The sequence below is a fragment of the Chryseobacterium vietnamense genome (genome assembly GCF_031454475.1).
Taxonomy (GTDB): domain Bacteria; phylum Bacteroidota; class Bacteroidia; order Flavobacteriales; family Weeksellaceae; genus Chryseobacterium; species Chryseobacterium vietnamense.
In genome coordinates this window covers 833,052-851,693 of record NZ_JAVDQX010000001.1, presented here as the reverse complement: position 1 = coordinate 851,693, position 18,642 = coordinate 833,052, and the positions used below count along the sequence as shown (strand labels likewise).

Genomic DNA, 18,642 nt, shown 5'->3' with positions numbered 1-18,642 from the left:
TTTCATCATAAAAAAGACCTTCCTCTTACTACAAGATATGCTAACTTTTTGAAAAGGTTCATTTTTGAATTTTCAATAATTCCGTAAGGTCTTAATTCGGGGCGAAATCCCCTGAAAAACTCTTCAATATTGGGAAGTTCTCCTCCTTCGAAATCAAAGATATGAGTTTCTATATTTTCTTTAATAACATGATCAATCAATACAGATGCTCCTGATAATCTGACATAATCTTTATCATTAAAATTCCCTAAAAGTGCTACCATATTACTATCCGAATACGTAGCAATCACATTAGCAATCTTTTTCTGATAGTAAAAAGCTGTGAATTTCAGATATCCGGACTTATAAAAGCTCTCGAAAATTCTCATGAATTCAGAAAGATCATGGTCTTTGTTCAGCCCTATCGTATTGGATTCAATAAAAGCTTTTGCTTTCTCATAAGGAATTGTTTTAATTTCTGATTCTTTTACAACAGCTTCATCTAACCGAAGTTTTCTTTTTCTTTTGGGTGAATATCTCGAATATACTTTCTCATAAGCCTCAGGATATAGTAAAAAGTTTTTCTTGATTCTGATCTTTGTACGAAGCTGATTGACATCATTGAAAGGATATGCCCTTATCATATAATTTTTTTCCAGATATTCTAAAAAAGCTTCATTAAGTTCAAGGTTATCTTTCTCAGAAAAAACACCAAGCTGCTGGCAAAGTTTAGGGTTATGGACAATTTTCATCCCATATTTTCTCACAAAAGGGACGGGCATCACCGCTTCATAATCTTTATAAACCAGAATATCCCATGGCATTGTAGAAGTAGTGTCCAGAAAATCTTTTGCTGCAGAATATTTTCTTTGTTCGGAATTTTCTAAACATTGAGCATATTTTGCAAAATCAATTTCATGGTATTTCAATCTTCTAATCATAATAATCCTGCGTCTGAGAAACTAAAATAAGAATCCTGCGTGACAATAATATGGTCTAAAAGCTGAATACTTAATGTATTTCCCGCTTCTTTTATTTTCTGTGTGATATTGATATCTTCCCGGCTTGGTTTTAAGCTTCCGGAAGGATGGTTGTGGGCAATGATAATACCGGTTGAAAAATGATCCAATGCGGCTTTGTAAAGGGTTCTTACATCTACAATAGACTGGCTGATTCCTCCCTGCGTGAGTTGAGATACATGAATTACTTTATTACTATTATTTAGGAAAATCGCCCAAAACTCTTCTGTTCTCAGATCGGAAAGCTGATTTCTCAGAATTGCATAAGCATCATGGCTGTTTCCGATAATTGTTTTTTCAGGAATTTCCTGTACAGCTCTTCTTCTTCCGATTTCTAAAGCTGAAATAATTGAGATGGCTTTTGATTCTCCGATACCTTTGAATTTCATCAGATCCTTGGCAGAAAGTAAGCTTAATTCATGCCAGCTATTATTGACGGAAATTAAAATTTTCCTTGCTAATTCCAAAGCGTCTTCCTCTCTATTTCCGCTTCCCATAATAATTGCCAGAAGTTCAGAATCAGAAAGTGAGCTTTTGCCTTTCTGCAAAAACTTTTCTCTGGGTCTGTCATCTTCAGCTAGGAGTTTTATGGCCATGGAAAAATATTACGAATATTATCAATTAATAGAAAGCATATAAAATGACAGGTTTTGTAGAACTATCAATATATTTTGCCGTTTCTTTGAGGGCATTTACAGAAAGCATAGGGCATCCTAAACTCAGACATGCAGGAGCCTGCGATTCTGCGTCAGGAATGCATCCGTAAGAATGAAGAACGATTGCTCTCTGCATGGCATTGCTGTTGGTAACATCCAGTCCTGCCAGGCGGTAAACTTTCCCAAATTTCCCCACATAGCTTTCTCCGATAGCATATTTTCCAAGGGATGACTGATAAGAGCCTTCAACATTACTGAATTTTAAAGCATCCGATTTTGGAATGACAGAACCTGAACCATGAGAAACTACAGCCTGCTGCAGAATTGTATTGTTTTTCAGGTTATAAACAAAATAACGATACTTCCCCGAGGGGATTTTAAAGTTGATAAAAACAGCCAGTTCCTGATTGTACTCTTTTCCTTTAATAAAATTTTTAATTTCCGAAATTCTTGTCTGAGGAATACCCAACGGATTCAACTGCTGGGATTCAGCTTTTGAACAGGAAATTAAAATTAAAAAAAGAAAAATAAAGTGTTTCATCATCTGGCGTTGTATAGTGCTACTCTATGATCATTCCGTCTTTCATAACAAGCTTGCGGTCTGTAATTTCTGCAAGATTCGGGTTATGGGTTACAATGACAAAAGTTTGATTGTATTTATCTCTAAGATCAAAGAACAGTCGGTGAAGATCATCCGCATTCTTGGAATCAAGGTTACCGGTAGGTTCATCCGCAAAAATGATTTTCGGAGAATTAATTAAAGCCCTTGCCACCGCTACCCTCTGTGCCTCTCCACCTGAAAGCTGGTTGGGTTTATGATTCAGCCTCTGTTCTATCTTCAGGTCTTCAAATAAAGCATAAGCTTTTTCAAGAGCTTCTCTTTCGTTGGCTCCTGCTATTTTTGTAGGAAGCAAGACATTTTCCAGCGCTGTAAACTCTGGAAGAAGCTGATGAAACTGAAATACGAAACCGATATTCTGATTTCTGAACTTCGACAGCTGCTTATCATTCATGTTAATAAATGACTCTCCTGCTATTTCAATCTCCGTATCATACTTACCGGATTGGGTAGGATGATCCAGTGTTCCTAAAATCTGCAACAGTGTAGATTTACCTGCCCCTGATTCTCCCACAATAGAAACCACCTCTCCTGTTTTGATATGAATATCAACTCCTTTCAGTACTTCTAAATTCCCATAAGACTTATGGATATTTCTTGCTTTAATCATGATTCAAAAATAGTGAATTGCCTGCAAATAAAAAACCGCTTTTTGAAGCGGTTTGTATTTTATTTTAGATTTATTAGAATTAGATTTCTCTGATCCATTTATACAGTTCTTTTCTATTAATTTTTTTAATTACTACAGTCTTATTTTTTATAAAAACATTTTTAATAGAGCTTTTTTCTAAACCTTTCTAAACCTATAAGGTTTTTGAAACCTTATAGGTTTGGCATTTATCATCATTTTCATTTACCCACAAAAACAAAAAACCTCCCAATTTGGGAGGTTTCACTATTTTCAATTCAGAAAATTACAGTAACAATGTTAATGGACTTTCTAAATATGTTCTTAATGTCTGCAGGAACTGAGCACCAGTAGCACCGTCTACTACTCTGTGGTCACATGCCAATGAAAGCTTCATGGTGTTTCCAACTACAATCTGACCATCTTTAACGATTGGTTTCTCGATAATTGCTCCTACTGAAAGGATAGCAGAGTTTGGTTGATTAATGATACTTGTAAACGTTTCGATTCCAAACATTCCTAAGTTTGAAATAGAGAATGTAGATCCTTCCATTTCGTTAGCCTTAAGACCTTTGCTCTTAGCTCTTGAAGCCATATCTTTTACGGATGCAGAAATCTGAGTATACGTCATCTGATCTGTATTTTTCAATACAGGAACTACCAGTCCGTCTGGGATAGCTACCGCTACACCAATGTTGATATTTCCTCTGTGAATGATCTTATCCCCTGCCCAGCTTGAATTTACCTGAGGGTGTTTTCTTAAAGCAATTGCAGTCGCTTTAATAATCATATCATTGAAAGAGATTTTAGTATCAGGTAAAGAATTGATTTCTTTTCTTGCTTCAATTGCCTTATCCATATTAATCTCAACCATCAGATAGTAATGAGGTGCGGAGAATTTACTTTCAGAAAGACGTTTTGCAATGATATTTCTTACCTGTGAATTTGGAGTTTCTGTATCTTCACCTTGTACAAAGCTTACTGCAACAGGAGCAGCACTTGCCGCAGGAGCTGAAGCAGCTGGTTTTGCAGCTGGCTGATAATTTTCAATATCTTTTTTAACGATTCTTCCGTTTTCACCAGATCCCTGAACACTGTTGATATCAACTCCTTTATCCTGAGCCATTTTCTTAGCCAGTGGAGAGATTGCCACTCTGTCAGAAGATGAAGTCTGAGCAGCCGGAGCAGCTTTTTCTTCTGTTTTAGCCTCTGCTTTTGGTTCAGCTGGTTTTTCCGTGGACTGACCCACTGCTTTTGGAGCACCTACAGCAGAAACATCTGTTCCTGCAGGGCCAATGATTGCCAATACGGAATCAACCGGAGCAGCACCTCCTTCTTCTACCCCCTGCTTCAATAATACTCCATTGAATTCAGATTCGAAATCCTGTACTGCTTTATCTGTTTCGATCTCAGCAAGAAGATCTCCTTCTTTTACTGTATCACCTACATTTTTGTGCCATTTAGCGACCTTACCTTCTGTCATTGTATCAGAAAGTCTTGGCATTGTAATAATTTCTACTCCTGCGGGAACTTCTGCAGCAGCAGGTTCAGCAGTTTCTGCTTTAGGCTGTTCTTCTGACTTTTTCTCTTCAGAACCTGCATTGGGAGCGGCAGCTCCGCCTGTCAATCCTGAAATATCTTCTCCTTCATTCCCGATGATAGCTAAAACAGAGTCTACAGCAGCAGCAGCACCTTCTTCTACACCTACGTATAAAAGGGTCCCTTCTATTTCAGATTCGAAATCCTGAACTGCTTTATCAGTTTCAATTTCAGCTAAAATATCTCCTTCTTTTACTTTATCTCCTACTTTTTTATGCCATTTTGCCACCTTACCTTCCGTCATCGTGTCGGACAGGCGGGGCATCGTAATTACTTCTGCCATAATTTATTTTAATTTGAAAATTTAGCAATCTGAAAATTTGAAAATTAAAAAAGGACATCATCTATCACATTTTCAAATTCTCAAATTGTCAAATTAACTCATTATCTTTTAGTTTTCTAATTTGTCTAGGAATGGATAATCTTCCTGAGCATATACATACTCATAGATTTTTTCTGTATCCGGGTACGGAGAGTTTTCCATAAATTCGATACACTCTTCAACAAAGTCTCTGGACTTGTTATCCATCACTTCCAATTCTGCTTCTGTAGCCCATCCGTTTTCTAAAATTCTATGTTTTATCAATTCGATTGGGTCGTCATTTTTATGAAGAGCAACTTCTTCTTTAGATCTGTATGGCTCAGCATCAGACATAGAGTGTCCTCTGTAACGGTAAGTTCTTGCTTCAATGAAAGTAGGTCCGTCTCCTCTTCTTGCTCTTTCAATAGCTTCGTAAGCAGCTTCTGCCACTTTTTCAGGATCCATTGCATCAACAGCAAGGCAAGGCATTTCGTATCCTAATCCTAATTTATAGATATCTTCGTGGTTGGCCGTTCTTTTTACAGAAGTTCCCATTGCATATTGGTTGTTTTCTACAACAAATACTACAGGAAGTTTCCAGTTCATTGCCATGTTGAAGGTTTCATGTAAAGAACCCTGTCTTGCAGCACCATCACCAAAGAAACAGATGTTTACTGCTTTTCTGTCGAAATATTTATCTGCAAAAGCAATACCTGCACCTAATGGAATTTGTCCTCCAACGATACCATGTCCTCCGTAAAAACGGTGTTCTTTACTGAAAATGTGCATAGATCCACCCATACCTCCGGATGTTCCTGTAGCTTTACCACAAAGTTCTGCCATGATTCTTTTAGGATCTACTCCCATCGCCATTGGATGGATGTGACATCTGTAAGCAGTAATCATACTATCCTTTGTAAGATCCATTGCATGTGTAAAACCGGCAGGGATAGCTTCCTGACCGTTATACAAATGTAAAAATCCTCTGATCTTTTGTTTTAGGTAAAGAGAACGGCATTTGTCTTCAAACCTTCTCCACATTGTCATATCTTCATACCACTTCAGGTATACCTCTTTAGAAAATTCTTTCATGTGTTAGCTCTTGCTTTTTTATGATGAAATAGTTGAGCAAAATTATGAAAAAAACTTTGTTTTTATTCTATACATACATAACTTTTCGATTTTTCTGCAAAATCTATTTGCGGGCTGTATGGATTATTCTTAATTTCCGACCCCTTGGAAGAATGACAAAACTGCGTTTTATCCTTTATATTCTTCCTGTCAGATCCCTGAAATCACCCTACCCATAATGCTTTTCTGAAAAAATATATGATTCTGAGATATTGAAATTCATTACATTTTGTTCTTCTATTTCATTCCTCTTTAATTATTGTTAATATACCTTTTGGTTATTTCAACAGCTTCTTTTCCGGGGAAAAATCTGTAAGTTTGAGGGTTCTGTCTTCAATTTCATTAACGAAATTCCCATATTGCTTTGCGGTTTTGGCTTTAATTTCCTTCCATTCCTTATCGGCCATAAATCTTTCCCAGGATTTTTTCATAGTAGCTTCATCTTTCCACTCAAGCAGATAAACAAATTCTGTTTTATCTTTAGATTCCGATTCCCAGATCGCCACAATGGTAAATCCATATTTCTTCATTATTCTGAGCGCATGATCCCGGAAACGATCCAGAAACACCAGCTTATTCTCTTTGGGAATTTCATAGATTCTTAATTGATGGATAGGTGGTAGCATAGAAATATTTTCAGTGGAAACCTTTTGACCAAAAGCCAAAGAGCCTGATAATATCAATAAGAATGTGAATAGATGCTTCATTATAATGATGATTAATACTGATCAATTAAAACTAAGCATTTCCCGCAAAATTTAATATGCATGTGTATAAGAAAAAATATTTAATCCCCTCAAAAAACACCTGACAACCCACCCACTTACCCATTGAATCAACGATTCCTTCTCGTGGTTTTCATTTGATGTTTGAGGTTATAATAGTATATTTGATTTTTAAATTTGATTATGGAAGAAAAACAATCTTCATTACTGCACAAAATTTCAAAAGTCATTTCTGATTTTTTTAATCCATTCGTCTCTCTGATCCTATTTTTTGTCTATATGAGTATCAGGGAATATTCTCTTAAAGATTCTATCTTATATTTTCTTCCTGTGTTATTAATGATCATCATTCCGGTTGTGATATGGCTGGTATGGAATGTAAAGACGGGAAGATATACCAATATGGATGTTTCCAACCGTGTTCAAAGGAAAAGCTTATACATATTTATTGCAGTCTGTGTGATCGCGTATCTTCTTTTTAATTACATCAGAAACGGATATATTGATCTTGTCATGCTGTTTATTCTGGTACTTCTTTTCGCTCTTCAGATCAGCAATCTTTTTATCAAAAGCTCTATGCATACGGCGTTCAATGTATTTGTGGCAGCACTTTTTTTCTCGTTTGACTGGAAAATGGGTCTTGGGTGGCTGGGCATCGCTATTTTGGTTGGAATCACCCGTATTATTTTAAAAAGACACACCATAAAAGAAGTATTTATGGGGGCTGGAATAGCTTTTTTGGTATCTTTTATCTATCTTTATTGCAATATTCAATTTCAACATTAGAATACTCTATGAAAATAAATCATCTTACTGCCGCAGAAGAAAACTTTATGAAGCTGTTTTGGAAAATGGAATCTTTCTATCTGAAGGACGTTATGGAGCAGCATCCGGAACCGAAACCACACCAGAACACGGTTTCTACTTATTTGAAAATATTAGTTGAAAAGGGCTATCTATCTACTGTAAAAGAAGGAAGAATCTTCAAATACAGTGTGCTTGTTCCTTTAGATGGGTATAAAAAATTCCTGTTAAAAGAGCTTTCGCACAACTTTTTTAATAATTCAGGGAAGGAAATCCTGGAGCTCCTGTTAAGTGAAAAATTAATCTCCCAGGAAGATATGAAAGGTTATTTTGATCTTAAAATCGAGATAAAGCCAGCCAAAATCGAAGAACCTAAGTTTGAATTTGCTGAAGAAATTTTAAGTCCGAAAAAAGAGAAAAAAACAAAGGGAAAGGATAAGGAGAAAGAAAAAGACAAGGACAAAAAGAAAAAAAAGAAAAAAGATTAATCTAAATCCCAAAAACACCAAATCATGAAAACAAAACTCCAGGAAACTCTAAGCCGGGCCAATGAAGTCATTTTCCGATATCCTATGGTTTTGGCAATGGCTTTATTAGCTGCTATTGGTGCCATATGTATTGTGGAAACAGAGCGCAGTGAAATTACTTCTTATATTAAATTCACTATTTGTTCATGTCTCGGAATTTCTCTGATGTTTGCATTAAAAATGCTGTCACAGAGAATCGGGAAAGAATTACTACTACACGTATCCGGTATAATTTTCCTTATAGGTTTTTATTGTGTCCTGCCTGATAAAAAAAACAGCTTTACGGAAGTGTATGCTTATATCATTGCTGTTACTGCTCTACTCTCTCACTTACTGGTATCATTTGTTCCTTTCCTGGAGAAAGACAGGGAGCTCAGATTCTGGCAGTACAACAAAAATCTTTTTATCAATATTTTTCTCACTGCCGTATTTACAGGAGTTTTGACAGGTGGTGTGGAATTAGCCATCTTAGCGGTTGATAAACTTTTTGACTTTAACTTCCATGACAGGATTTACAGAGATACATTCTTTGTCCTCGCTATTTTGGGGAGCAGTTTTATTTTCCTTTTATTTAATGATAAAGGCTTAAATAACCTTGAAAAAGATGGAACTTATCCCGTTGTTCTGAAGTTTTTTACTCAGTTTATATTAATTCCGTTACTCCTTATCTATGTAACGATTCTTTATTTCTATTCTGTTAAAATATTAATCAACTGGCAGCTTCCAAGAGGCTGGGTTTCTTACCTTGTTTTAGCTTATAGCATTGTGGGTATTCTTGCACTGCTTCTGGTTCACCCGCTGAAAGAAGAAAACGCAAAATCCTGGGTCAGGATATTTTCAAAAGCATTCTATTATACAATTGCTCCTTTGATCATTTTGCTTTTCACCGCTATTTTCACCAGAATTTTAGCGTATGGCTATACAGAACCAAGGTATTTCGTTCTCCTGCTCGCTCTATGGTTGTTAAGCATTGTTGTATATTTTATTTTCAGCAAAAAAGCTACGATAAAGTTCATTCCGGTCAGCTTATTTTTATTTGGAGCTTTTGCCTTAATTTTCCCTTACCTTAATGCATTCAGTGTGGCTAAGAGAAGTCAGAAAACAGAATTGATGAATATTTTAAATCAGCATCAGCTAATGAGTGCAGGCAAGATTAATTTTCAGAAAAAAGTTACTGATACTGTCCGTAATGAAATTGCTGATAAATTTGAATTTCTGGCTGAAAGAAAGCAAGGTGAATTTCTATCAGCTCTGCTGAACGAAAAAGATCAGACTGAATTAGCTGATAATATTGAAAAAGGCACCTTTTACAGTATCAATTATAGCATTCAGAATAAGTTTGCAAACGTGGATGTGACGGTAAAAAACAAAGCATATGAAATGAACAGACTCGCTCTTGTTCGTGAAGAACAGGCAGTAGAACTGGGGAATTATCAGTATTTAATTTCTTTCCATCGGTATAGCAGAGAGCCTCAAAAAGTGAATAATGACCAGTTTGAACTGACAGACGATCTGACAGAAAAATCCTCATTAAAACTAAGTTTAAATTCTCAGGAAGAAATAGATTTCGGGCCACAGATTATTAAATTATTCGAGGAAAATAAAAACAAAACCGGAAACGTAAAAGTTCCTGAAATTGCTATGGAATCAGATTTGGGCAAATACCATGTTAAGCTTATTTTCAGTGAAATCACAAGGGAGAAATACTCAGAAAATGACACGCCGAGTATTTATTACGAAAATGTTTACATCTTTATCAGATTAAAATAAGCATTTAAATAAAAAGAGACTACCTTGTGGATAGTCTCTTTTAGTTTTATCTAAATAGGTTGTTATCTATTAGTTCCTGAACTCCATAATGGAGTATAATCGCTATAGACAACTAAGTTTCCGTCATTTTGTACAGAAAGTTTGTTGGCTCCTCTGCGGGAAGTATTTGAGCTCCAAACTGCTTTATTATAAGAATCATAAACAACCAGATTTCCATCTGACTGGAATTCAGCTCTGCTTCCTTTATTATCTGTTCCGGATGCCCAGATAGAATCTCCGTTATCGTAGGATAAAACAAGATTTCCGTCATTTTGGAATGTCAGATAATAGCTGCCATTAGGAGAGAACACTTTTGTTCCTTTACGGAATTTGTACCCTGTACTTATATTTCCATTCCCACGGCCAAAACCATTGTCTCTTCCACTATTTTTCAAATCGCTTTTTGAAGCCCATAGCGGATTGTTACCGTTATAAATAACAAGATTCCCATCATCCTGAATGGTTAATCTTTCAGCTCTTCTACCATTAGTGTTAGAACTAAAAGCTACTCCATTTCCGGGAGTATACACTACTAAGTTCCCGTCATCCTGAAAAACAGCTCTTACTCCTTTGTTATTTGTTCCTGTATCCCACATGGCAACTCCGGCTCTGTTATATAAAACCAGGTTACCATCATTTTGAAAAGTTAAATAGTATCGGTTGTTACTTGCCCAGTATTTTCTGTTTTGCTCAATGTTCTGACCGGTATAAATGTTTTGTGCATTGATTAATAATCCACCAAACACCATCATTAGTGCTAATAAATGTTTTTTCATTATAATTATTTTTGATTGATTGATAATTTCTAAAATTATGCCAAAACATCATCCTATTCCAACCCAGTTTATAATTAAATGATTTACTGGAAATTAAATTCCATAAAAAAAGCGGCTTAAAAGCCGCTTCATATTTTTTACCAACGATTTCCGCCTCCGCCACGGTTGTTACCATAGCCTCCGCCTCTATTGTTGTTGTTACCATAACCTCCACCTCTGTTGTTATCGAAGCTTCTTCTTGGCTTCTCTTCTCTTGGCTTAGCTTCAGATACGTTTAGAGTTTTTCCGTTGAATTCTTTTTGGTTAAGAGCTTCAATAGCTTGCTTTCCTTCTTCATCACCCATTTCTACAAAACCGAAACCTCTGGAACGACCAGTTTCTCTGTCTGTAACGATTTTAGCTGATGATACATCCCCAAATTCTGCGAATAGATCGTGCAACTCATACTCTTTAGTTGCGTAATTGATGTTTGAAACAAAAATGTTCATTTTAAATAAATTAAAAAATTAATAAAAATTTGGTATATAAAAGAAAAACAACATAAATTAATGAACAAATATTGATTCCAAATATAAACGTATGCAAGATACAATTAAAAATTTCAAATCAAAGCTTTTTTTAAATATTTCTCACATTATGTTGAATCTCAATATAAAAAAAGCACGCAAAACAACTGTAACAGAATGAATACCAATCAATTAAACAAAATCATATTTTATTATAAAATTAGTTAAAGATTGAAAACAAATGCCAACGCTTATTCCTCAAAATCAAGTTAATATGGCACACGACATTCTGTTTATCAACGTCATTACCAACTTATTTTTCATAAAATTTTAAATCCTGAAACAAAATATGAAAACTTACACCACAAATTATACCAATACACTCATTGAAATTGCTGAAGACTGTCCGGCTTTCAAGGCACAGATTCCTCCTGAAAAGAAAGAAAAAACACTTGCCAATCTCCAATATGAGAAACTTATAAAAAGTCCTTATCAATATTCATCCGATGACATTATTTTTGAATGCTATGCTATTAAAAATGATATTTCAGAAAACGAAAAAGAGAATGAAAGGCAAAAATTCTTTTCGAAGGGTCAACCCTGCCTCCGATGTTCTCCTTTAGCAAAGAAATATGGATTTGGATTCCATCATAACAAGGAAGGAAAAGTAGCTCTGATCGCCATAGAAAGTGAAGAATACCAAACATTGCTGAATGATTCTTCAATCGCAAAAACCAAAGCCATGCGTTCCAAAAGAAAATGATTGAGAAAATGAATGATTCTTTTCAGATCAATAAATACTATTCTTTTGAAAAGATCAGCTTTTAACACTAAATTTGTACTGCAAATTATTAAAAGATGAACTACCATACCAGAAAATGGGTAAAACCCGAAGACTTAAACCCTAATCATTCACTTTTCGGAGGAAGACTTCTTCAATGGATTGATGAAGAAGCGGCTCTTTATGCTATCATTCAGTTGGAAAATACCAAAGTAGTCACCAAATTTATTTCTGAAATCAACTTTGTCAGCTCAGCCAAGCAAGGAGATATTATAGAAATAGGAATTGAAGCTACTCATTTCGGATCTTCTTCTATTACTTTAAGATGTGATGTAAGAAACAAAATGACCCATCAAACCATTATTACGGTAGAAAGAATTGTAATGGTAAATCTTAACGAAGAAGGCAATCCTGCTCCTCACGGCAAAACCCAGATAGAATTCGTAAAAGACAGGTTAAATAACAGCCTATGAAGATCTTTATAAAAAATATGGTCTGCAACAGATGCATTGCGGCAGTAGAAAATATTTTCCGCAATGCAGAGGTAGAGACAACGAATGTCTTATTGGGGGAAGTGGAAACAGAAGCTGAAGTATCTTCTGAAAAAATGCAGATTATAGAAAAAGAGCTGCTTGATACAGGCTTTGAAAGGATTATGGATTCAGCTCATCAGACAGTAGAAAAAATTAAAAACCTGATCATTATCAAAATAAGCGATCTTGATATCCCGGAAGACTTCCTGCTTTCCGAATTTTTAAGTTCGAAACTTCACAAAGATTACAGCGCTCTTTCCAAGACATTTTCTCAAAACGAAAATATTACATTGGAGCAATTCTTCATTCTTCAGAAAATTGAAAAAGTGAAAGAGCTCCTTTTATATAATGAATTCAATCTTACTGAAATTGCAGGAAAAATAGGTTATAAAAGTGTACAACACCTTTCTTCCCAGTTCCGGAATATAACAGGATTCACGCCTACTGAATTCAAAAAACTCAAAGAACACCATCGCAAAGCGCTTGACAATCTATAAATTTGAGTATTTGAGCGTTTAGAGGTAAAGGAGTTAAATATTCCTATTTCAATTACAAAACTCTCAAACGCTCACACCCTACAACTCACCAACCCTCTTACTCTTATACTCTCCCACTCTCAAACACCTTCACCCTCCAACTTAATTTTATAACTATTATCCTTAAATTTATAACAACCTTAGTTTTCCATTTTGGAAATTTGTACTATAAATTTAAGAATCATGGAACAACAGTATAAAATACTCGGAATGACCTGTTCCGGCTGCCAGAAAAAAATTTCAAATCAACTGAACAGTGTTGACGGTGTTAAAGCCGATGTCAATCTGGAAACCCATACCGCAACCATCACTTCGGATCATGAAGTGAAACTTTCAATATTAAATGACGCCCTGGCAGAAATAGGAAAATACAGACTTGAAGATCCAAATCATCCTGAAACAGCCTTTGTAAAACCTCAGGACCGCATATCTCCGTCTTCAGTATACTATTGTCCAATGGAATGTGAAGGAGATAAAGTATATTTCAAACAAGGTGAAAGATGTCCTGTCTGCAAAATGTATCTGGTTCCTATTGAAGAAAAGCTGGCTAAAGATCCTAATCACAAACCAACCTACTCATCAACCAACCTTCCTGAAAGCTTTAAAAATAGTATCGGGAAGCATTATTGTCCGATGTTTTGTGAAGGCGACAAAGTATATGATGAGAAAGGCAGTTGCCCTGTCTGTCATATGGATTTAGAACCGATTACGGAAGAACTTGCCGAAAAAGCAAATTTACACCAGCATCACTCTCATTCTCACAGCCATCATGATCACCACCACAGCCATAGTCATGAAACGCCTAAAGTAACTGATGAAATGGCAGGCAGATATTATTGCCCGATGTATTGTGAAGGCGATAAAACTTACGATTCCAATGTGGGATGTCCGGTTTGCGGAATGGATCTTGTAAAATACCCTGAAAAGAAAACCGCAAAATATACCTGCCCTATGCACCCGGAAATCATTCGTGACGAACCGGGAGACTGTCCGATCTGCGGAATGGATCTCGTAAGAATGCCCGACAGCGCTGATGATGATGAAGATGAAACCTATACTATATTAAAAAGAAAATTCATTACTTCACTGGTGTTTACTATTCCGGTTTTCATCCTTTCGATGGGAGGAATGTTGATCAACTTCCCTTTCTCTCATCAGATTCAGGGATTTATTGAACTTGCTTTAACACTTCCAGTGATGTTTTATTCAGGCTGGTTTCTGTTGAAAAGAGGATGGGTTTCCTTCAAAACATGGAATCTCAATATGTTCAGCCTTATTGCACTGGGAGTGGCTGCGGCCTTTATTTTCAGTATTGTAGCATTAATTTTCCCGGACATTATTCCGCATGAAATTCGTGGTCACAACCATGAAATCCCATTGTATTTTGAGGCGGTCTGTGTGATTTTAACTCTTGTCATTTTAGGTCAGCTGATGGAAGCTGCCGCTCATAAAAAAACAGGAAATGCCATTAAAGAATTAATGAACCTTTCACCGGATGAAGCCAATCTTATGATAAATGGAGAAGAAAAGAAAGTCCTGCTTTCTCAGGTGAAAATAGGCGACTTATTAAAAGTAAAACCAGGCGAAAAAATTCCTGTGGACGGAAAAATTACCGAGGGAAATTCTATTGTAGATGAAAGTATGATTACCGGAGAACCTGTTCCTGTTGAAAAAAATGTAGATGATAAAGTATCTTCCGGAACCATCAACGGTAATCAGGTATTCATTATGAAAGCGGAAAAAGTAGGTGATGAAACCCTTCTTTCCCAAATCATTAAAATGGTTAATGAAGCCAGCCGAAGCAAAGCTCCCATCCAGAAACTTACAGATAAAGTGTCAAAAGTATTTGTCCCTGTAGTTATTCTTATTGCAGTACTTACTTTTGTTCTTTGGCAGTTTTTCGGCCCGGAAGGAAAAAGAACTTTATTTGCTTTTGTGAATGCGGTTGCCGTTTTGATTGTGGCTTGTCCATGTGCCCTTGGGCTAGCAACTCCAATGTCTTTAATGGTAGGAATAGGGAAAGGTGCCAAAAACGGAATCCTTATCAAAAATGCCGAAGCTCTTGAACAGATGAATAAAGTAAATGTTCTGATCACAGATAAAACAGGAACTTTAACAGAAGGGAAACCTTCAGTAGAGCATATTGAAACAATAAACGGAGATCAGCATCAGATTTTAAAACTGGCTTTTTCTCTGAATCAAAATTCTGAACATCCGCTTTCCAATGCTGTCATAAAAAGAGCAAAAGAAGAAAATCTGACGGCGGAAAAAGTAGATCAGTTTGAAAATATATCCGGAAAAGGAGTGAAAGGAAATATCAATGGCAATACAGCTTATCTGGGAAATGAAAGTCTATTGACCTCACATCAGATTGTGATTCCTGAGAACTTAAAACAGAAAGCAGTAGAAGTTCAGTCGAAAGCCCATACGATTTCGTATATCGCACAGGATCAGCAGGTGCTGGGATTCGTAAGCTTTACAGATAAAATCAAAGAAAGCTCTAAAAAAGCGGTAAAACAACTGATGAGCGAAGGGATAGATGTCATCATGATGACCGGGGATAATGAGCATACAGCCAAAGCCGTAGCTGATGAGTTAGGAATCAAACATTTCAAAGCCAATTGTCTTCCTGAAGATAAACTGAACGAAGTAAAAAAACTACAGCAACAAGGCAAGATCGTTGCTATGACCGGAGACGGAATCAATGACTCTCCCGCCCTTGCACAATCTGATGTTGGAATTGCCATGGGAACAGGAACGGATGTAGCCATTGAAAGTGCTGAGATCACCTTATTAAAAGGAGATATCTTAGGGGTAGCCAAAGCTAAATTACTTAGTGAAAAGCTTCTCAAAAACATTAAAGAGAATTTGTTCTTCGCATTCATCTATAATGTTCTGGGAGTTCCGGTTGCGGCAGGATTATTGTATCCATTTTTCGGAGTTCTGTTATCACCAATGATTGCGGCTGCAGCAATGAGCTTCAGTTCCCTGTCTGTGATACTTAATTCATTAAGATTAAACTCTGTAGATCTGGATATAAAATAATAACATGACAAAAGAAAATCTTTACATAGGGTGCTCGGGATTTTACAATAACGACTGGAAAGGGTCTTTATATCCTGAAAATGCCCAAAGTAAAGATTTTCTTTCTTTATACTCAAAAACATTCAATGCTGTAGAGATCAATTCTACTTTTTATAGAAAACCGACCTCCAAAACATTATTGAAGTGGCATGATGAAACACCTGATGATTTCAGATTCTTCATTAAAATTCCAAAATCCATCACGCATCAAAATAGGCTTGAAAATTCCAGAGACGAGATTGCTCTATTCTGCAATCATATTCAAAACGGCCTGAAGGATAAACTTTCCGGATTTCTATATCAGCTTCCTCCTTCCTTTACCAATACAACAGAGAATATAGAACGGATCATCAACAATATTGATCATAGATTTCTGAACGTCATTGAATTCCGTCACAGTTCATGGTGGCAAAAAGAAATATTTGAGTTTTTAAAAAAGCACAATATTGTTTTCTCAGGTGTAAGTTTTCCCGGCAATCTTCCCGAAGACCTTATTATTAACCATGCGGAAATACTCTATTACAGACTTCATGGGAAGCCCGTTCTTTATAAATCAGAGTATAGCAAAGATTTTATGGAGTCACTGGCTGAAAAGATTAAAGATAGTAAGCAAACCTCATTTATCTTCTTCAATAATACCTGGGGAACTGCAGCTATTAAAAATTCTCTGTATTTAAAAAGCATTTTAAAATAACGATTTTATAAAAGTTTCAGACTTTTTGTTAAAATCAAATAATTCCCCATTCCATGAGGAATATCAAAACACCAACATATATAGAAGAAAACTATTAGTTTCTCATTTATAAATGTTAAATAATAAAGAAAAACAAATCATAAATTTACTATTCATCAATCAATGGAAATCTATCTTATAATAAAGTTCTTAAAATAAACTTAAAAAGAAAAAACACTGCACAGCTTGGCATATAATTTGTTAATTTTCACCTGTTATTTTTAACGATTTTTAACAATTTAAATTCCATTATCTTTATGAAAAAAATTTTTGCGGGAAAGTCAAAAAATATGACTTTTCTTGGGATGGTTGCATTGATGAGTGCAACTTCGGCTTTATTGAACAGCTGCAATTTCAAAAATGAAGTGAATAATGACCCCGTCGTCAGTTCACAGGAACATCCTTCCGCAGAAATAATCCCCAATCATATGGATGATGAAAACGTAGACCCGGATAAAAGAGTGATCTACCTTACTTTTGATGACGGCCCTAATCAGGGAACAGAAAACCTTTTAAAAATTCTGGACAAAAGAAATGTTTGTGCAACTGCCTTTCTGGTGGGTAAGCATGCTTATGGAAGTAAAAAACAAAAAGATGACCTGCTCCTGCTTAAGCAAAATCCTCTTGTAGAACTGGCCAATCACAGTTTTTCTCATGCTCACAATAAATACACAGATTTTTATAAGAATGCACAAGCTGTAGTTCATGATTTTGATATCGCCAAAGACAGCCTGAAGCTCACCGATAAAATAGCAAGAACTCCCGGAAGAAATATCTGGAGACTCAACAATATTAATGTAACAGATATCAAAAGTTCCACTGTAGCAGCAGATGGCCTTAAAAAAGCCGGCTACAAAGTAATTGGCTGGGATCTTGAATGGAGACCTTCTCAGAAAATGACTCTAAAAGGAAGTCATGAAGCCATGATCAAGAAAGTAGACAGTATTTTCTTAAACGATCTTGAAAAAACTTCGAGACACCTGGTATTCCTTACCCACGACCAGTATCTGAGAGATGCAGACTCTATCAATGAACTGGATATGTTTATTGAAAAACTGCAGAAGAGCAACAAATTTGTGTTCAGAAAAATCTCTCAGTATCCAAAGATCAATGAGGTTCTGAATTAATTTTACCATAAAAGTGTCATGTAAAATGTATTCATAACTGGCAACTGTCAGGGAATTTTCGGAAATTTGCATCCATGAGTATTAAAGAAAATTATAAAACTATAAAAGACCAGCTGCCATCCAATGTTCAGCTGGTTGCTGTTTCAAAAACACATCCGGCTTCTGCAATAGAGGAAGTATATGATCTCGGGCAAAAGGTTTTTGGAGAAAATAAAGTACAGGAACTGATGGAAAAAGCCCCTCTTCTTCCTCAGGATATCCAATGGCATCTGATTGGTCACTTACAGACCAACAAAGTGAAGTATATTGCTTCTTTTATAGATACCATACAAAGTGTGGATTCTGAAAAATTATTAACAGAGATCAATAAAGAAGCAGGAAAGAATAACAGAATCATTAAAGTTCTTCTGCAGGTAAAAATTGCAGCTGAAGAAAGCAAGTTCGGGCTTGAAATTTCCGAAGCAAAAGATCTTTTCCAACAATTTATTGAAGGTAAGTTTCCGCATGTTGAAATTACCGGCCTGATGGGAATGGCAACATTCACCGATGATGAGCAGCAGGTTAGAAATGAATTTTTAACACTGAAGAGGCTTTTTGATGAATTAAATCAATCAAAAACATTAAATACTTTATCAATGGGAATGAGTGATGATTTCCCGATAGCAATCGAGTGTGGGGCTAACTCTGTGAGGGTTGGATCTGCCATTTTTGGAAGAAGAGACTACTCAAAATAGAATATTTAGGTACAGTTTTTGCTAATAATTGAAAC

Annotated in this window: 19 protein-coding genes; 10 read left to right on the top strand and 9 right to left on the bottom strand. The window is 35.9% G+C overall.

The annotated features are described in order from the left end of the window. Positions 1 to 5: 5 nt before the first annotated feature. From J2786_RS03800 to J2786_RS03770, 7 genes are all read right to left on the bottom strand, one after another. Positions 6 to 920, bottom strand: a complete 915-nt coding sequence (locus J2786_RS03800; RefSeq protein WP_052186975.1) for a hypothetical protein — start codon at positions 918 to 920, stop codon at positions 6 to 8. After that, entirely contained in the window at positions 917 to 1,594 is a 678-nt protein-coding gene (radC, locus tag J2786_RS03795; protein ID WP_047431223.1) for a RadC family protein, read from the bottom strand. Before radC ends, J2786_RS03800 begins: the two co-directional genes overlap by 4 nt. Positions 1,595 to 1,619: 25 nt before the next feature. Next, complete coding sequence (locus J2786_RS03790) at positions 1,620 to 2,198, bottom strand: murein L,D-transpeptidase catalytic domain-containing protein (protein ID WP_047431226.1); 579 nt, start codon at positions 2,196 to 2,198, stop codon at positions 1,620 to 1,622. A gap of 16 nt (positions 2,199 to 2,214) precedes the next feature. Next, positions 2,215 to 2,883 carry an ABC transporter ATP-binding protein gene (locus tag J2786_RS03785; RefSeq protein ID WP_047431228.1) on the bottom strand — a complete coding sequence of 223 codons (669 nt, stop codon included), beginning with the start codon at positions 2,881 to 2,883 and terminating at the stop codon, positions 2,215 to 2,217. A 304-nt stretch (positions 2,884 to 3,187) separates the two neighbouring features. Continuing rightward, the gene (locus tag J2786_RS03780; RefSeq protein ID WP_310024028.1) at positions 3,188 to 4,783 is read right to left on the bottom strand and encodes a dihydrolipoyl dehydrogenase family protein; all 1,596 of its coding nucleotides are present in this window, start codon (positions 4,781 to 4,783) and stop codon (positions 3,188 to 3,190) included. Positions 4,784 to 4,891: 108 nt separating this feature from the next. Continuing rightward, complete coding sequence (gene pdhA, locus J2786_RS03775) at positions 4,892 to 5,893, bottom strand: pyruvate dehydrogenase (acetyl-transferring) E1 component subunit alpha (RefSeq protein WP_047431233.1); 1,002 nt, start codon at positions 5,891 to 5,893, stop codon at positions 4,892 to 4,894. Between the two features lie 317 nt (positions 5,894 to 6,210). Continuing rightward, on the bottom strand, positions 6,211 to 6,639 hold the full coding sequence (locus tag J2786_RS03770; protein ID WP_047431236.1) for an NIPSNAP family protein: 429 nt from the start codon (positions 6,637 to 6,639) through the stop codon (positions 6,211 to 6,213). A 201-nt stretch (positions 6,640 to 6,840) separates the two neighbouring features. Between J2786_RS03770 and J2786_RS03765 the strand changes: the two genes are divergently transcribed. The 3 genes from J2786_RS03765 to J2786_RS03755 are packed head-to-tail and all read left to right on the top strand — an operon-like array spanning position 6,841 to position 9,758. Further along, positions 6,841 to 7,443: a phosphatase PAP2 family protein gene (locus tag J2786_RS03765; RefSeq protein WP_047431240.1), complete on the top strand. Its 603-nt coding sequence runs from the start codon at positions 6,841 to 6,843 to the stop codon at positions 7,441 to 7,443. Positions 7,444 to 7,451: 8 nt separating this feature from the next. Continuing rightward, positions 7,452 to 7,949 (top strand): BlaI/MecI/CopY family transcriptional regulator, encoded by a 498-nt coding sequence (locus J2786_RS03760; protein WP_047431243.1) that lies wholly within the window; start codon positions 7,452 to 7,454, stop codon positions 7,947 to 7,949. Between the two features lie 24 nt (positions 7,950 to 7,973). Continuing rightward, entirely contained in the window at positions 7,974 to 9,758 is a 1,785-nt protein-coding gene (locus tag J2786_RS03755; protein ID WP_047431246.1) for a DUF4153 domain-containing protein, read from the top strand. A gap of 62 nt (positions 9,759 to 9,820) precedes the next feature. Here the strand turns inward: J2786_RS03755 and J2786_RS03750 are convergent, their stop codons facing one another. Both J2786_RS03750 and rbp read right to left on the bottom strand, forming a co-directional pair. Further along, the gene (locus J2786_RS03750; RefSeq protein ID WP_052186976.1) at positions 9,821 to 10,573 is read right to left on the bottom strand and encodes a hypothetical protein; all 753 of its coding nucleotides are present in this window, start codon (positions 10,571 to 10,573) and stop codon (positions 9,821 to 9,823) included. A gap of 137 nt (positions 10,574 to 10,710) precedes the next feature. After that, positions 10,711 to 11,061, bottom strand: coding sequence for an RNA-binding regulator (gene rbp, locus J2786_RS03745; RefSeq protein WP_034696719.1), 351 nt, complete (start codon positions 11,059 to 11,061; stop codon positions 10,711 to 10,713). A 367-nt stretch (positions 11,062 to 11,428) separates the two neighbouring features. On the opposite strand from rbp, the gene J2786_RS03740 reads away from it, so the two are divergent. The 7 genes from J2786_RS03740 (at position 11,429) to J2786_RS03710 (ending at position 18,607) form a co-directional block, all read left to right on the top strand. Then, a complete protein-coding gene (locus J2786_RS03740) occupies positions 11,429 to 11,842 on the top strand; it encodes a DUF6157 family protein (RefSeq protein WP_047431248.1) in 414 nt (137 codons plus the stop codon). Between the two features lie 95 nt (positions 11,843 to 11,937). Further along, positions 11,938 to 12,333, top strand: a complete 396-nt coding sequence (locus tag J2786_RS03735) for an acyl-CoA thioesterase (RefSeq protein ID WP_034696721.1) — start codon at positions 11,938 to 11,940, stop codon at positions 12,331 to 12,333. After that, positions 12,330 to 12,890: a helix-turn-helix domain-containing protein gene (locus tag J2786_RS03730; RefSeq protein WP_047431249.1), complete on the top strand. Its 561-nt coding sequence runs from the start codon at positions 12,330 to 12,332 to the stop codon at positions 12,888 to 12,890. Before J2786_RS03735 ends, J2786_RS03730 begins: the two co-directional genes overlap by 4 nt. 222 nt (positions 12,891 to 13,112) lie before the next feature. Next, the gene (locus J2786_RS03725; protein ID WP_047431252.1) at positions 13,113 to 15,974 is read left to right on the top strand and encodes a heavy metal translocating P-type ATPase; all 2,862 of its coding nucleotides are present in this window, start codon (positions 13,113 to 13,115) and stop codon (positions 15,972 to 15,974) included. 4 nt (positions 15,975 to 15,978) lie between these two features. Further along, positions 15,979 to 16,707 carry a DUF72 domain-containing protein gene (locus J2786_RS03720; protein WP_047431255.1) on the top strand — a complete coding sequence of 243 codons (729 nt, stop codon included), beginning with the start codon at positions 15,979 to 15,981 and terminating at the stop codon, positions 16,705 to 16,707. Between the two features lie 296 nt (positions 16,708 to 17,003). Continuing rightward, entirely contained in the window at positions 17,004 to 17,873 is an 870-nt protein-coding gene (locus J2786_RS03715) for a polysaccharide deacetylase family protein (RefSeq protein WP_047431256.1), read from the top strand. A 74-nt stretch (positions 17,874 to 17,947) separates the two neighbouring features. After that, entirely contained in the window at positions 17,948 to 18,607 is a 660-nt protein-coding gene (locus J2786_RS03710) for a YggS family pyridoxal phosphate-dependent enzyme (protein ID WP_047431257.1), read from the top strand. Positions 18,608 to 18,642 lie beyond the last annotated feature (35 nt).